Genomic DNA, 13987 nt, shown 5'->3' with positions numbered 1-13987 from the left:
GGCAGGTGCTTACTATCGCTGGCCGGGAGTTTTCCTCCCGCCTCATCATGGGCACCGGCGGCGCGAGCTCGATGGACATGCTCGAGCGCTGCCTGGTTGCCTCCCGCACGGAGCTGACGACCGTCGCGATGCGCCGCCACTCCGCCGGCGGCAGCGGTGAGTCGGTTTTCGACTTGCTGCGCCGACTCGGTATCGCGCCACTGCCGAACACGGCGGGCTGCAAAACCGCGCGCGACGCGGTGATCACCGCCGAGCTCGCCCGCGACGCACTGCATACGGATTGGGTCAAGCTCGAAGTCATCGCCGACGACCGCACGCTGCTGCCCGACGTGGTGGAGACCGTCGACGCCTGCGAGATGCTCATCAACGCCGGCTTTACCGTGCTCGCCTACACCTCGGACGACCCGGTGGCGGCAAAACGCCTCGAGGACATCGGCGCGGCGGCGGTGATGCCGCTCGGGTCGCCGATCGGCACCGGGCTGGGCATCCTCAACCCGCACAACATCGAGCTGATCTGTTCGCGCGCCGAGGTGCCCGTGCTCATCGACGCTGGCGTCGGCACGGCCTCCGACGCCGCGCTCGCCATGGAACTCGGCTGCTCCGGCGTTCTGCTGGCCAGCGCCATCAACCGCAGCCAGGACCCGGAGGCGATGGCCAACGCAATGCGCCTGGCAGTCGAGGCCGGAGCGTTGGCGGCCGGGGCCGGGCGGATTCCGAAACGCGAGCACGCGGTGGCGTCGTCAAGCTTCGAGGGCCTGGCGAGCTGGGCCGACCAGGTGCTCTAACGGCGCTTCGGGGTTTCCTCGTCGACGATCGTAAACGCCGGTTCTGATTCCCCGCTCCAGTCCTGGTCCACCTCGCCGCCGATGGCGAGGTCGCCTTCGATGATGAGCGACTCCGACAGCTTCCAGCCGCCCTCCTCCAGGTCGTACTCCAGCTCGGGACGGGCAATCTCGTTGCCTTCTGCGTCATAACCCGGCGCGGGGCGGTTCTCCGCCTCTTCCAGCTTCTCGGCGCTGTCGGTCTTGTCCCACTGGCGGGTACGGACGCGGCGGCGCGCGGCGGAGTCGTCGTTCATCGCCTTGAGTAGCGCGAACATGATGAAGAAGTAGAGGATGAAGAACGGCAGCGCGATAATGATCACGACTTCCTGCAGCGCCTGGATGCCGGTGTCGTTGATAAACAACAGGGCCGCAGTGACCACGCCGATGGCCACGACCCAGCCGACCTTGTAATACGTCGGCGTCTTGTTCTCCTCACCGGAGGCGAACATGTCCATCACCATCGCGGCGGAGTCCATCGAGGTGACGAAGTACAAAATGATGACAATCAGAGCCACCGTTCCCACGATGCCGTAGAGCGGGTACTGGGACAGCAGCGTGAACAGCGCCCGCGGAGTATCACCCTGCTCCACCACGGGACCGGTGAGCACGCCCGGGTTGGCCGTCTCGATCTCGGTCGCGGCGCGGCCGAAAATGGAAAACCAGATGAGGTCGAAGGTCGTCGGCAGGAGCAAAGTGCCGCCGATGAACGCGCGCACCGTGCGGCCCTTAGAGATGCGGGCGAAGAACATGCCCACGAACGGCGCCCAGCAAATCGTCCACGCCCAGTAGAACGCGGTCCACGTCGCGTGCCAGCCCGGGTTGTCGTTGTAGGAATCGACCCAGAACATTAGCTCCGGAAGCGAGTTGGCGTAGATGCCGAAGGACTCGGTGACCTGCCCAATCAACTTCAGCGTCGGTCCGGCCAGCAGCACAAACACCATGAGGACGACGGTCGCGGCGATGTTGAGGTTGGACAGGATCTTGATGCCCTTGTCCAAGCCGGAGGCCACCGACAGGCACGCGGCGACAGTAATCGCGAGGATGATGCCCAGCTGGACCGGGGTGACAAGCGGCACGCCCCACATGATGTTCATGCCAGCGGAAATCTGCAGCACACCCAGGCCGACCGAGACGCCGATGCCGAAGACGGTGCCGATGATGCCGGAGGCGTCGATAAGCTTGCCCGGCCAGTCGTACACGCGCGAGCCCAGCAGCGGGGCGAACAGCGACGACAGACGCGCCGGCATCTTGCGCTTGTAGCTGAAGTAGCCCATGGCCAGGCCAGGCAGGGTGAAAATCACCCACATGTGGATACCGAAGTGGTAGTAGGTGAACTCGAAAGCTTGATTGATGGCCTCGCGGCTCATCGGTTCGAAGTCACCGCGCGGGGGATTGTAGGCGTGGTGCAGCGGCTCGGCCGCGCCCCAGAACAACAGCGTCGCGCCCATCCCGGCGGCGAAGAGCATCGCGAACCAGACGGGCAGGGTGTATTCGGGCTCGTCGTCATCGTCACCAAGCCGCAGGTTGCCGTACTTGGACACGAACACCACGATCAGGAACACCAGGACCATGGACACGCCGCCGATGTAGAACCAGGAGAAATTGTTCATCAGCGCGGTCGAGATCGCCGAATATGCCTGGCGGGCGCGGTCGCCGAAGATGACGGTCAGCCCGACGAACAGGGCGATGAAGCCCACGGAGGTGTAGAAAATCAGCGGGTCGGACTGCAACCCACGCTTTTTAACGGATGTGTTCGTCGACATGGGTGCGCAGTGTAGCGCGTCACTTCAATAGTGTGGGAGATATGCCTGACCTGCCCCACCACGAACTTCGCCGCACCGCCCGCCAGATGAACCTGCCCGGGTTCGGCCTCGAGCAGCAAACGGCGCTGCACAACGCCCACGTCCTTGTCATCGGCGCCGGGGGGCTGGGCTGCCCGCTGATGCAAACCCTGGCCGCTACGGGAATCGGGCGCATCACCGTGATCGACGACGACACCGTGGACTTAAGCAACATCCACCGTCAGATTCTCTTCGGCGCCGACGACGTGGGCCGCGCGAAAGTGGACGTCGCGGCCGAGCGACTCCGCGCACTGCAGCCCGGCATCGAGCTGAACTGCATCAACGGCCGCTTCAGCGACAACAACGCGCTGGGCCTGCTCCCGGGTGTCGACGTGCTTGTCGACGGCTCCGACACCTTCGCCACCAAGTTCCTCGCCGCCGACGCCGCCGAAATTGCCGGCGTACCCCTCGTCTGGGGCTCGGTGCTGCGCTACCGCGGCGACGTCGCCTTGTGGTTCAGCGGCCCCGGCGCGCCGGCCGACGGGGCGGGTCTGCGCGACCTCTACCCCACCCAGCCCGGCGCGGACTCGGTGCCCGACTGCGCCACCGCGGGAGTGCTCGGGGTGACCACCAGCGTTGTCGGTGGGCTGATGGCGACCGAAGTGATCAAATTCATCACCGGCGTCGGCGAGTCAGTGGTGGGTAGGCTACGGATGTACGACGCGCTGAGCGCAACAATCCGCACCTTCGACGTCGCCCGCGATCCGGCGCGAGACCTTGTGACGGGTTTCGGAACCTACGACGCGGCAGGTGTCGGCGCCTGCGAGGTGGAGGGGGCGTCGGCACGCGCGCTGCTAGACAGGCTCGCTCGCGGCGAGGCCCTCGGGCTGGACGTGCGGGAAGGCCACGAAAAGGCGATCTCCGACATCCCGGGCGCAACCCACCACCTGCCGACGAGCGTGTGGGAGGCTGACCCGGAGGCGGCACGAACCCTGCTGCATGCGCTGCCGCGCGATTGTGACGTGGTGGTCTACTGCGCCGCCGGCTCGCGCTCCAAGCGCTTTGTGGAGCATTTCTCTGAGCTTGCTCGACGTCGCGGTATCACGCTGACGAGCCTGCCCGGCGGGGCAAACAGGCACGGGATAGAATTGCCAGGTCGCGTCGTTTTAGCGGGGCTTGAACAAGGTGCCGGCCAGCGAGGATGTGACGGCCGAGCCGATGAGCACGAGCACCGTGTATAAAATGCCGGTTACGCCCAGCATCTGCAGCAGCCAGCCGAAGAACAGCGCTCCGACAACGGCGCCTGCGATTGCGATGATCCAGCGACTCATATCCATGCCCGCCAGGTGTAGAGGACTGGGGCCACAGGGAAGGACAACCGTCTTGTGATTGATGAACAGAAGCTGCTCGAGCGGTTCATGTGGTTGTCCATCGCAGTCTCCGTGGCAACGATTGCGCTCAAACTCGCCGCCGCCTGGGTCACCGGGTCCGTGGGGTTTTTGTCCGACGCAATCGAGTCTCTCATCAATTTGGTGGCAGCTGTCGTCGGCCTTATCGCGCTTAAAGTCGCGGCGAAACCCGCCGATGAAAACCACAACTTCGGGCACTCCAAAGCGGAGTATTTCTCCGCCCAGGTAGAAGGTTCGATGATCCTGCTGGCCGCGGTAGCGATCTTCTACACCGCGGTGCAGCGCCTGATTGAGCCCCAGCCCATCGAGCAGGCTGGCGTGGGCCTGGTCCTCTCCGCGCTCGCCGCCGGATTCAACCTCGGCGTCGGCATGGCGCTGGTTCGCGCTGGCAGGAAGTACCGCTCGGTGACGCTGGGCGCCGACGGCCACCACCTGCTAACCGACGTGTGGACCACCGTGGGCGTTATCGCGGGCATCGTGCTCGTATGGCTGACCGGCTGGGAAATCCTCGACCCGCTCATTGCCCTGGCGGTGGGCGTCAACATCCTGTTCACCGGGTACATGCTGCTGAAAAACTCCTTCATCAGCCTGCTCTCGGAGGCCTTGCCGGAAGACGAGCGACTTGCCATCAAAGCATTCCTCGATGAGTTCTCCGTAGATCACGGCGTGGAGTTCACCGACGTGCGCACCGCCGCCTTCGGCCGGGAGCGTTTCGTCAACGTGGTCATGCAGGTGCCGGGCCAGTGGAGCGTGGATCGCTCCCACGAGTACGCGGACATGATCGAAGAGGGCATCGACGGCACGCTCGGGGGCGCGACGACGGTGGTGCACGTCGAGCCGCTGGGCACCGAGACCGACGTGGAGTTCAACTGGATCTAGGACCAGACCAGGCCGTCGTCAAGGCGCGCGCGGGAGGTGTTCCAGGTGTCCTCGAGCACGTTCTGCTTGGCTGACCACGGGTAGTTCTGCGTCGACCTCGGCATCACGGCCGCTGCGCGCGACAGGTAGCCGGACTGCATGTCCATGTACGGTCTGCCCTCGCCCACCGTCGCCGGGGTGACCGGGGTGACCGATGTCGATTGGCTGGCGCGCAGGCGGCGCAGGATGCGCGCGATCATCTTCGCCGTCATGTCCGAGCGCACCGTCCACGAGTGGTTGATGTAGCCAATCACGGCCGCGAAGTTCGGCACGTCAGAGTACATGGTGCCGTACCAGGTGTAGCGCTCAGAGAACTCGACCGCGCGCCCGTCGATGGAAAGTTCCACCCCGCCGAGTAACTTGATGCGCAGGCCTGTCGCGGTGACGATGACGTCGGCGGGCGGTCGCGCCACCGTCGGCGGTACCCCGCTGGCCCCGCTTGCCGACGCCGGCCTCGACGAGCTGGCGCTGGCGACATACCTGCACCCGCGCTCGATGAAGGACGAGGCGATCCGCGAAGCGTGGACGGACGCGGTCAAAGACGCGGCGACGATTCGCATGTGGGGCGCGGGCTCCATCGACCTGGCGCTCGTCGCGTCCGGGCAGATGGGCGGCTGGCTGCAGCACTCCGTGGCCGACTGGGACTGGCTGCCCGGCAAGGCGCTGGTGGAGGCCGCGGGCGGGCGCGCCGTCAAGGTCACTGCCGGCGGTGTCGTGTGGTGCGTCGCGGGCAACGCGCGCCTGGTGGGCGATGTGGTGACTACACTGTCGGAGCATGTCTAACTACGCCGACGACCTCGCCTTGGCCCTCAAACTCGCGGACGCCGCCGATGCGATCACCCTCGAGCGCTTCGAGGCGGCAGACCTCAGCGTGGAGTCCAAGCCGGACATGACCCCCGTTTCCGACGCGGACCTCGCCGTCGAGCAGGCGCTGCGCGCCGAGCTCGCCGCCGCGCGTCCCGCCGATGCCGTGCTCGGCGAGGAGTTCGGCGGCGAGGCCTCCTTCGAGGGCCGCCAGTGGGTCATCGACCCCATCGACGGCACCAAGAACTTCGTCCGCGGCGTTCCCGTGTGGGCCACGCTCATCGCGCTGCTTGTCGACGGTGTCCCGGTCGCCGGCGTCGTCTCCGCCCCCGCCCTGGCCCGGCGCTGGTACGCCTCCGAAGGCGCCGGCGCCTGGCGCACCTTCAACGGCGGGGGGCTCAAGCGCCTGAACGTGTCCAAGGTGGGCACGCTTGCCGACGCCTCCCTCTCGTTCTCCTCACTCGCCGGCTGGCAGGAGCGCGGGCTGCGCGGGAACTTCATTGCGTTGACGGAGAAGACCTGGCGTCTGCGCGGCTACGGGGATTTCTTGAGCTACTGCCTCGTGGCGGAAGGCGCCGTGGACATCGCGGCGGAGCCGGAGGTCTCCCTGTGGGACCTCGCGGCGCTGTCCGTTCTGGTCACCGAGGCCGGCGGAAGCTTCACGTCCCTGGACGGGACACAGGGCCCTCATGGCGCCGACGCTGTCGCCACCAACGGGGCCCTGCATGATGTTGTGCTGCGCGAGATCAGGGGAGCCTAAAGCCGCTGCCCGGCGCGGTGCCGCTGTTCATGGCGGCCAGAATGGCGTCGAAACGCGATGAGGCCGTCGGCGAGAACACCGGGCCCTGCAGCGGGGAGTGGCAGGGTGCGTTGACGATGCCGCCGTTGATGATGCCCACGAGCGCGTCGGCTGCCAGCAGCGGGGCTCCCGAGTCGCCCTGCATGGCGCATACCTGGTTCAGGTTCGTGCGGCCGTCATCAATCCAGGTCACCCCGCACGTCTGGGCGGAGGCGTAGCCGGACTTGCACACGACTTGGCCCAGGGCCCGGGGCTCCACGCTCAGCCGGTTGACGGTCACGCCGTTGTAGGTGCGCCCGACCTCCGCGTTGGGAAACAGCTCGATCACGGCGTAATCCAGGTCCCGGTTGACCGCCGCGATCCTGCCCGAGACCCCCACGCCGACGGCATCCGCCGAAGTCACAGTCTGCCCCTCGGTGCCGCAGTGGCCCGCCGTGACGGCGACCTGGCGCCCCGCGGCGTCGTAGCCCGCGACGGCGACGGTGCACATGACGTTGCCGTCGACGTAGATCGGCGTGCCCGGTCCGTAGAGCGCCTTACCCCTGCTCTGCTGGGCCTCCCACGCCTCCGGCGCGATCGGCTGGGCGTCGTGGTACGACCCCGGCACGCGGTGCAAGACGCGATCGGCCATGGGTTTCGCGGCCAGGACCTTGGACACCGGGTCGGTGCGCCACACGTAGTTTGGGTCCTCTTGCGCGGTCGCCGTCGGCGCTAGGACCGCACTCACGAGGACAATCAGCGCGGCGACGACGGGGGTGAATAGGCGACGAACCATCAGTTCACTTTCTCTCTAACAACAATTGCACCATCTGCAACATATGTAACCGGACTCTACCTTGTCACACTCGTAACGTCCGGGGGGCACGCTTGTCCACAACGTAATGGAACTACTAAGTTAATCAGGTGTGACCAAATCTGCGACCTCTCCCCGCCTCATCCTCCCCGACCTCGCTCGGGGACTGGCTCTGCTCGGAATCGCCGCGGCTAACTCCGCTACTGCCTGGCTCACCAACGGCTACAACCTGGGCAGCGAACCCGGCCACACCGTCGGCGGCGTACGCCCGGACAGCGGACTCGACCAGTTCCTAGCGGTCTTATCGACCATGTTCGTCCACGTCCGCGGACTGCCGATGTTCTCCACCCTCCTCGGCTTCGGCCTCGGGCTCGTCACAGCCAGCCTGTACCGCAAGCACTACCCGCAGGCGGCCGCCCGCAAAGTCCTTGCGCGCCGCTACGTCATCCTCGCACTGTTCGGCCTCGCCCACATGTTGCTGGTGTTCTACGTCGACATCATGTTCATTTACGGCCTCATCGGCGTCATTTTGGCGCTTCTCTTTCCGGTGCAGTCGAAGTCGCTCCGCATCATCGCCTATATCATCCTCGTCGGCTCCGCGCTCCTCTCGACCCTCGGGGCCGTGGGGATGTACTTCGCTCCCGACATAGGCGTTCCCGCTTCTCGGGTCCCCACCACCGAGATCACCAGCGTCGGTACCTACTTCGCCGAGAACGCCCGCGCCGGCGGGATGATGATCGCCAGCACACCGTTCGCCGTCCTCCAGTTGCTCGGACTCGCCATCATCGGATACGTATGGGCCCGCGAGGGTTACCTCGTCAACGTCGATAAGCACCGCCGCGTCCTTACGACCTGGGTGCTGGTCGCTGTGGCGATCATCCTTCTCATCGGCCTGCCGTGGGGCCTGTCCGCGATCGGGGTCATCGACCCGCGCCTGGAGACGCCGCTGATGCTGGCCAATACCGGCATCGGCCTGTTCACCGGACCCGGCATCCTCGCATTCTTCGCCCTGCTGACAAAGGACATGACTACCAACCCGCGCTGGGCGTACCCGTTCGTCGCCCTGGGCAAGCGCTCCATGTCCGGCTACCTCGCCCAGTCCTTCCTGTTCATTCTGCTGGCCATGCCCTTCGGGTTCGGGCTGGGGCTGGAGGCGTCGGTAAGCGGGAAGCTCGGGGTCGGTCTCCTCGTCTGGCTGATCACCCTGGCGCTGGCCACCGCCTTGGAGGCCGCCGGCAGGCAGGGCCCGTTCGAGTGGGCGCACCGCCACCTCTCCTACGGCCGCACGGGTGCGCTTCAACCCTTCGAAAATAGCTCCGAAAAGAGTCTCGCCCGCTAAATTTGTATGCATGTCCACTCGCAAGGTCTTCGCCAGCGTTCTCTTTTTCCTGATTACCGCTGGTTGGGGGGCGAATCACTTCGCCTCCGTGCTGGTTGCCCTGAAAGAACGCGCGGGTATGGACGCGTTGCTGGCGAACAGCGCCTACGGCATTTACGCGGCGGGACTTTTCCCCTGCCTCATCGCGGGCGGGTTCCTCGCCGACCGCTTCGGCGGCCGGCCCGTCGTCATCACCGGCTCTCTCGTCGCCGCCCTCGGCAATGCCGTTCTCATGCTGACGCACACGCCGTTCCCGCTGCTCGCCGGCCGCTTCGTCGTCGGACTGGGAGTCGGCTTGGTTGTCAGCGCGGGCACCGCGTGGGCCGCCCGGCTCGCAGGGGCGTCGGGCGCGACCCTTGCCGGAATTTTCCTCACCTCGGGTTTCGCTCTCGGGCCCATCTTCTCCGGCATCATCGCCTCCGTGGTGCCGTACATTTGGGTGCCCTACGCCGTGACGATTGTCCTCTCACTCGTTGCCGTCGCAGTGTCTCTCGTCGTCGGCGACGTGCCCAACACGAGGCCGCTCGAGGCTTCCTCGGCCCCTCCCCAGGACCCGGCTCCTGTTCCGGCCCACGAGCGCTCCGCGGCCAAGGCGCTGGCGACGTCGGTCCCCGTCGCCCTCTGGGTTTTCGCCTCGATCACCACCACCGTCGTGGGCCTGTCCGCGCGTGTGGCCCATTACTTCCCCACCGGGGTGTTCGTTCCCGGGATCGCAGCCGGCCTGGGCTTCGGAACCGCGCTCATCCTCCAGGCTCTCGGCCGCCGCTTCGACTGGGGGCCACTCTCGGGCGTGGTCGGCGCACTTGCCTCGGCTGCCGGCATGCTCATCGTCGGCCTCGCGGGCCCGCAACCGACGTTTGCCGTGTTCATCGTGGCGGCCCTGCTCCTGGGCACGGCGTACGGACTGTGTCTGCGCGACGGTTTGCTGGACGTGGACACCTACTCCCCGCCGGCGCATCGCGGTCGCGTCATCGGCATCTACTATGTCGCCACCTACATCGGTTTCGCTCTGCCGCCGTTCATCCAGTGGCTGGAGCCGCGCGTCGGGCCGACGCTTCCTTTCTTCGCGCTGTCCGCTCTCGCTCTCACCTCCGCAGTAGTGCGATTTGTTCAGATCCGCTCCGGGTACTTGTCACGCAGTTAGGCAAAATCCAACGAATTGAACTCCTCGACGGTCATTGCGTCGTCGCTCCGCACGGGCAGGCCGTGGTCGCGGGCCACGAACCGTGCGCCGTCGGGCATGAGGAAGTGCACGTCCCCGTAGTCTTTCTTGATGGTGACCGACCCTTCGGACACGAGTGCGTGGCACGCCGAGCACAGCGGCAGCAGGTTGTCCAGGTCCGACGGCCCGCCGTCCGCCCAGTCACGGATGTGGTGCATCTCCATAAACCGCGTGTGCGTGCATCCCGGCATGGCGCAGGTCCCGCCCCACATCAGCATCAGGGCGTTGATCTGGCCCGCCGTGGCTAGGCGCTGCATCCGTCCTGTATTGAGCACGAGACATTTCTCGTCGACCCGGCTCACGCGATAATGGGCGCTGTCCAGGAAGTTCTTCAGCGCCTCCGACGGCGCGCCGGGGTTGTGCGGCAGGTACGCGCGCCCGTCCGTGGTCATGACAATGTTCACGTGCGCACCCGGCGTGCGCAGGGAGGAGCGTGGCGACGTCCGCACCATGTTCACCATCCCCATAAACGAGGCCAGAAGGGCCTTGCCCGGTGGCAGCCCGAAACCGGACAGTGATGTGGCGCTTGAGTCGAGGGCCGCGCTGGCCGCTTGATCATCCACCGCCCCGTCGGCGTCGCGGTCCAGATCGTCGAAGTCGATGTCGTGGTAGGCCAGCTCCCCCAGCTTGAGAGCAGCCATCAGCTGCGCCCCCTCGGCCGCAGAGAAGTTGCCCCACAGCCGCACCCGGCCGTTGTCGCGGACCCTGATGCGCACGTAGGATTTCTCGCGGTCGGATTCCCCTTCGCGAAACGCCAGCAACGCTCGCTCGAGCTCGTGATAGCCGAGCTCAGTGGCCATTTCCACGAGCTGGCCTTCGTTCTCGGCGGTGACGTAGGGCAGAATGAGCCGCACCTTGGAGTAATTCAGATCCCCCGACGCAAACGCGTCCGCCACCAGGAGAAACTCGAGCAAGGCGCGCGCCACCTTGACGTATTCATGCGCCGTGGTCTGTGACACCCCCAGGCGCTGGACGAGCCACAGCGCGGTTGTCGACGCTCCGAAGCGCCGCGCCAGGCCGGCGGAGTCAAATCTTCCGATGTCTCGCAGGATCTCCGCTTTGCGACGCGTCAGGTACGCGAACGATGCGACGATGCCCTCGGCCAGGTCGGCTGGGTCAGGTTGGACAGGATATGTGGTGGTCATTGCTCCCCCTCGAGCTAGCAACTGTATCGAACACACGTACCGTAGCAAGCACGTTCGACATCCACCCTGACCTGCGGATATAGCAACCTCTCGCAGCAGGCTCAACGCGTAAGAAAACTCCGCATTGCGGAGTTTCCATCACTTCCCACGCATGTTTCCCCTAGTGGCGCCGCGGGCCTTCCTCGTCGACGATGGTGAAGGTCGGCTCTGAGTCGCCGCCCCAGTCCTGGTCCACCTCGCCGCCGATGGCGAGGTCGCCCTCGATGATGAGCGACTCCGACAGCTTCCAGCCGCCCTCCTCCAGGTCGTACTCCAGCTCGGGACGGGCAATCTCGTTGCCCTCGGCGTCATAACCCGGAGCCGGGCGGTTCTCCGCCTCTTCCAGCTTCTCGGCACTGTCCGTCTTCTCCCACTGCCGGGTGCGAATGCGGCGGCGTGCGGCCGAGTCGTCGTTCATTGCCTTGAGCAGCGAGTACATCATGAAGAAGTACATGATGAAGAACGGCAGGGCGATGATGATCACAACCTCCTGCAGCGCCTGGATCCCCGTGTCATTGATGAACAGCAACGCGGCGGTGACCACGCCGATGGCCACGACCCAGCCGACCTTGTAATACGTCGGCGTCTTGTTCTCCTCACCGGAGGCGAACATGTCCATCACCATCGCGGCGGAGTCCATGGAGGTGACGAAGTACAGGATGATCACGAACAGGGCGACGGTGCCCACCAGCCCGTACATCGGGTACTGCGACAGCAAGGTGAACAGCGCCTGCGGGGTATCGCCCTGCTCTACGACGGGCCCGGTGAGCACGCCCGGATCGGCGGCTTCGATCTCGGTGGCCGCGCGGCCGAAAATGGAGAACCACAGGATGTCGAAGGTGGTCGGCAGCAGCAGGGTGCCGCCGATGAACGCGCGCACCGTGCGACCCTTGGAGATGCGGGCGAAGAACATGCCCACGAACGGCGCCCAGCAGATGCTCCACGCCCAGTAGAAGGCGGTCCACGTCGCGTGCCAGCCGGGGTTGTCGTTATAGGAGTCCACCCAGAACATCAGCTCAGGCAGCGAGTTGGCGTAGATGCCGAAGGACTCGGTGACCTGCCCAATCAACTTCAGCGTCGGTCCGGCCAGCAGCACGAACACCATGAGGACGACGGTCGCGGCGATGTTGAGGTTGGAGAGGAACTTGATGCCCTTGTCCAAGCCGGAGGCCACCGACAGGCACGCGGCGACAGTAATCGCCAGGATGATGCCCAGCTGGACCGGGGTGACAAGCGGCACGCCCCACATGATGTTCATGCCAGCGGAAATCTGCAGCACACCCAGGCCGACCGAGACGCCGATGCCGAAGACGGTGCCGATGATGCCGAAGGCGTCGATAAGCTTGCCCGGCCAGTCGTACACGCGCGAGCCCAGCAGCGGGGCGAACAGCGACGACAGACGCGCCGGCATCTTGCGCTTGTAGCTGAAGTAGCCCATGGCCAGGCCCGGAAGGGTGAAGATCACCCACATGTGGATACCGAAGTGGTAGTAGGTGAACTCGAAAGCTTGATTGATGGCCTCGCGGCTCATCGGTTCGAAGTCACCGCGCGGGGGATTGTAGGCGTGGTGCAGCGGCTCGGCCGCGCCCCAGAACAACAGCGTCGCGCCCATCCCGGCGGCGAAGAGCATCGCGAACCAGACGGGCAGGGTGTATTCGGGCTCGTCGTCATCGTCACCAAGCCGCAGGTTGCCGTACTTGGACACGAAAATGACGATGAGGAAGACTAGGACGGCGGAGACCCCGCCGATGTAGAACCACGAGAAGTTGTCCATCAGCGCACCCGAGATGGCCGAGTAGGCGCTGCGGGCGCGGTCGCCGAACACGACGGTCAACGCGACGAAGAGGGCAATGAATCCGACCGACGTATAAAAGATCAACGGGTCGGATTTAAGCCCGCGTTTCGGGGCGGAAGTGGTTGTCGACATGGGTGCGAAGTGTAGCCGATCGAGGGTCTTCCGCGCGCCTCGCGACGGTGCTATGGTCGGAGCAATGAAATTCCTTGCAGTAGCAACAAGCACATACCGTTACCAAACCTCTGGATACCGCACCGGCCTCTGGCTGGGCGAGTACACCCACTTCTACGACGTTCTGACCGAAGCGGGCCACACCGTGGACCTGGCGAGCGTGCAGGGCGGCGTTGTCCCCCTCGATCCCGTTAGCCTGATGCCGCCCGTGATCGGGATGGGCGACACCGACAAGCGCTACGAGGACGGCGAGTTTATGAAGCGCCTCGACAACACCCCGGCGCTGGCCGACGTGGACAAGGACAGCTACGACGGGATCTACCTCACCGGCGGGCACGGCACGATGTACGACTTCACCTCGGAGACCGTGCGCGAGGCCGTGGCAAGCTTCGCCGATGCCGGAAAGATCGTTTCCGCCGTGTGCCACGGCCCGGCCGGTCTGCTTAACGTGACGCTCGCCGACGGCTCCAAGCTGCTCGACGGCAAGAAGGTCACCGGCTTCACCTGGGCCGAGGAGAAGGTGGCCCGCCGCGCGGACAACGTCCCGTTCAGCCTCGAGGACGAGCTGGGCGCGCAGGCCGGCGAGTACAGCAAGGGCGCTGTCCCGATGACCGAGCACGTCGTTGTCGACGGTCTCCTTGTCACCGGGCAGAACCCGATGAGCGCCGCGGGCGTCGGTAAGGCCGTGCTCGAGCTCATCTAATTAACGCAGTAACCTGCCTGCGATGGCGGAGGTGACGGCCGAGCCGACCAGCACTAGCACGGTGTAGGCGAAGCCGCTCACCCCCAACATCCGCAGCAACCATCCAAAAAACAGGGCGCCGGCGACGGCGCCCACAATTGCGATTATCCAGCCTCGGGTATCCATGCCCACCGAGTATAGGCCGGATGCGAACGTCGCTAAGCCCA

At 65.5% G+C, this 13987-nt stretch carries 14 protein-coding genes; 8 read left to right on the top strand and 6 right to left on the bottom strand.

Features of this window, described 5'->3' with window-relative positions:
• Window positions 1-5 precede the first annotated feature (5 nt).
• Window positions 6-785, top strand: coding sequence for a thiazole synthase (locus BLS40_RS00160; protein WP_092147164.1), 780 nt, complete (start codon window positions 6-8; stop codon window positions 783-785).
• Here the strand turns inward: BLS40_RS00160 and BLS40_RS00155 are convergent.
• A complete protein-coding gene (locus tag BLS40_RS00155) occupies window positions 782-2587 on the bottom strand; it encodes a BCCT family transporter (RefSeq protein WP_092147161.1) in 1806 nt (601 codons plus the stop codon). The genes BLS40_RS00160 and BLS40_RS00155 overlap by 4 nt on opposite strands.
• 41 nt (window positions 2588-2628) lie before the next feature.
• On the opposite strand from BLS40_RS00155, the gene BLS40_RS00150 reads away from it, so the two are divergent.
• Together BLS40_RS00150 and BLS40_RS00140 are read left to right on the top strand one after the other, a co-directional pair.
• The gene (locus tag BLS40_RS00150; protein ID WP_231908466.1) at window positions 2629-3846 is read left to right on the top strand and encodes a ThiF family adenylyltransferase; all 1218 of its coding nucleotides are present in this window, start codon (window positions 2629-2631) and stop codon (window positions 3844-3846) included.
• A gap of 144 nt (window positions 3847-3990) precedes the next feature.
• Window positions 3991-4893: a cation diffusion facilitator family transporter gene (locus BLS40_RS00140; RefSeq protein WP_331710851.1), complete on the top strand. Its 903-nt coding sequence runs from the start codon at window positions 3991-3993 to the stop codon at window positions 4891-4893.
• Here BLS40_RS00140 and BLS40_RS00135 read toward each other — a convergent pair.
• Entirely contained in the window at window positions 4890-5279 is a 390-nt protein-coding gene (locus BLS40_RS00135; protein ID WP_197672618.1) for a hypothetical protein, read from the bottom strand. The genes BLS40_RS00140 and BLS40_RS00135 overlap by 4 nt on opposite strands.
• 16 nt (window positions 5280-5295) lie before the next feature.
• On the opposite strand from BLS40_RS00135, the gene BLS40_RS00130 reads away from it, so the two are divergent.
• Complete coding sequence (locus BLS40_RS00130; protein ID WP_231908465.1) at window positions 5296-5715, top strand: inositol monophosphatase family protein; 420 nt, start codon at window positions 5296-5298, stop codon at window positions 5713-5715.
• A complete protein-coding gene (hisN, locus tag BLS40_RS00125) occupies window positions 5708-6496 on the top strand; it encodes a histidinol-phosphatase (protein WP_092147155.1) in 789 nt (262 codons plus the stop codon). Before BLS40_RS00130 ends, hisN begins: the two co-directional genes overlap by 8 nt.
• Here hisN and BLS40_RS00120 read toward each other — a convergent pair.
• Entirely contained in the window at window positions 6483-7310 is an 828-nt protein-coding gene (locus tag BLS40_RS00120) for a S1 family peptidase (protein ID WP_092147152.1), read from the bottom strand. The genes hisN and BLS40_RS00120 overlap by 14 nt on opposite strands.
• Window positions 7311-7440: 130 nt before the next feature.
• Here BLS40_RS00120 and BLS40_RS00115 point away from each other — a divergent pair, with 130 nt between their 5' ends.
• Window positions 7441-8667, top strand: a complete 1227-nt coding sequence (locus BLS40_RS00115) for a DUF418 domain-containing protein (protein WP_092147149.1) — start codon at window positions 7441-7443, stop codon at window positions 8665-8667.
• Between the two features lie 10 nt (window positions 8668-8677).
• Window positions 8678-9850, top strand: coding sequence for an MFS transporter (locus BLS40_RS00110; protein WP_092147146.1), 1173 nt, complete (start codon window positions 8678-8680; stop codon window positions 9848-9850).
• Here the strand turns inward: BLS40_RS00110 and BLS40_RS00105 are convergent.
• Both BLS40_RS00105 and BLS40_RS00100 read right to left on the bottom strand, forming a co-directional pair.
• Entirely contained in the window at window positions 9847-11073 is a 1227-nt protein-coding gene (locus BLS40_RS00105; RefSeq protein ID WP_092147144.1) for an HNH endonuclease signature motif containing protein, read from the bottom strand. The genes BLS40_RS00110 and BLS40_RS00105 overlap by 4 nt on opposite strands.
• A gap of 160 nt (window positions 11074-11233) precedes the next feature.
• Complete coding sequence (locus BLS40_RS00100; RefSeq protein ID WP_092147141.1) at window positions 11234-13039, bottom strand: BCCT family transporter; 1806 nt, start codon at window positions 13037-13039, stop codon at window positions 11234-11236.
• A 64-nt stretch (window positions 13040-13103) separates the two neighbouring features.
• Between BLS40_RS00100 and BLS40_RS00095 the strand changes: the two genes are divergently transcribed.
• Window positions 13104-13781, top strand: coding sequence for a type 1 glutamine amidotransferase domain-containing protein (locus tag BLS40_RS00095; protein ID WP_092147138.1), 678 nt, complete (start codon window positions 13104-13106; stop codon window positions 13779-13781).
• On the opposite strand, the gene BLS40_RS00090 is transcribed toward BLS40_RS00095, so the two are convergent.
• Window positions 13782-13946 (bottom strand): glycerol dehydrogenase, encoded by a 165-nt coding sequence (locus tag BLS40_RS00090; protein ID WP_092151971.1) that lies wholly within the window; start codon window positions 13944-13946, stop codon window positions 13782-13784.
• Window positions 13947-13987 lie beyond the last annotated feature (41 nt).

Origin of the sequence: Corynebacterium mycetoides (assembly GCF_900103625.1) — a bacterium.
GTDB classification, from domain to species: domain Bacteria; phylum Actinomycetota; class Actinomycetes; order Mycobacteriales; family Mycobacteriaceae; genus Corynebacterium; species Corynebacterium mycetoides.
This window is presented reverse-complemented; position numbering and strand designations above follow the sequence as displayed.

Coding starts and splice junctions, on each gene's coding strand:
- BLS40_RS00155 (WP_092147161.1), bottom strand. CDS start 2,587: ATGTCGACGAACACATCCGTTAAAAAGCGTGGGTTGCAGTCCGACCCG.
- BLS40_RS00150 (WP_231908466.1), top strand. CDS start 2,629: ATGCCTGACCTGCCCCACCACGAACTTCGCCGCACCGCCCGCCAGATG.
- BLS40_RS00130 (WP_231908465.1), top strand. CDS start 5,296: ATGCGCAGGCCTGTCGCGGTGACGATGACGTCGGCGGGCGGTCGCGCC.
- hisN (WP_092147155.1), top strand. CDS start 5,708: ATGTCTAACTACGCCGACGACCTCGCCTTGGCCCTCAAACTCGCGGAC.
- BLS40_RS00120 (WP_092147152.1), bottom strand. CDS start 7,310: ATGGTTCGTCGCCTATTCACCCCCGTCGTCGCCGCGCTGATTGTCCTC.
- BLS40_RS00110 (WP_092147146.1), top strand. CDS start 8,678: ATGTCCACTCGCAAGGTCTTCGCCAGCGTTCTCTTTTTCCTGATTACC.
- BLS40_RS00105 (WP_092147144.1), bottom strand. CDS start 11,073: ATGACCACCACATATCCTGTCCAACCTGACCCAGCCGACCTGGCCGAG.
- BLS40_RS00100 (WP_092147141.1), bottom strand. CDS start 13,039: ATGTCGACAACCACTTCCGCCCCGAAACGCGGGCTTAAATCCGACCCG.
- BLS40_RS00095 (WP_092147138.1), top strand. CDS start 13,104: ATGAAATTCCTTGCAGTAGCAACAAGCACATACCGTTACCAAACCTCT.
- BLS40_RS00090 (WP_092151971.1), bottom strand. CDS start 13,946: ATGGATACCCGAGGCTGGATAATCGCAATTGTGGGCGCCGTCGCCGGC.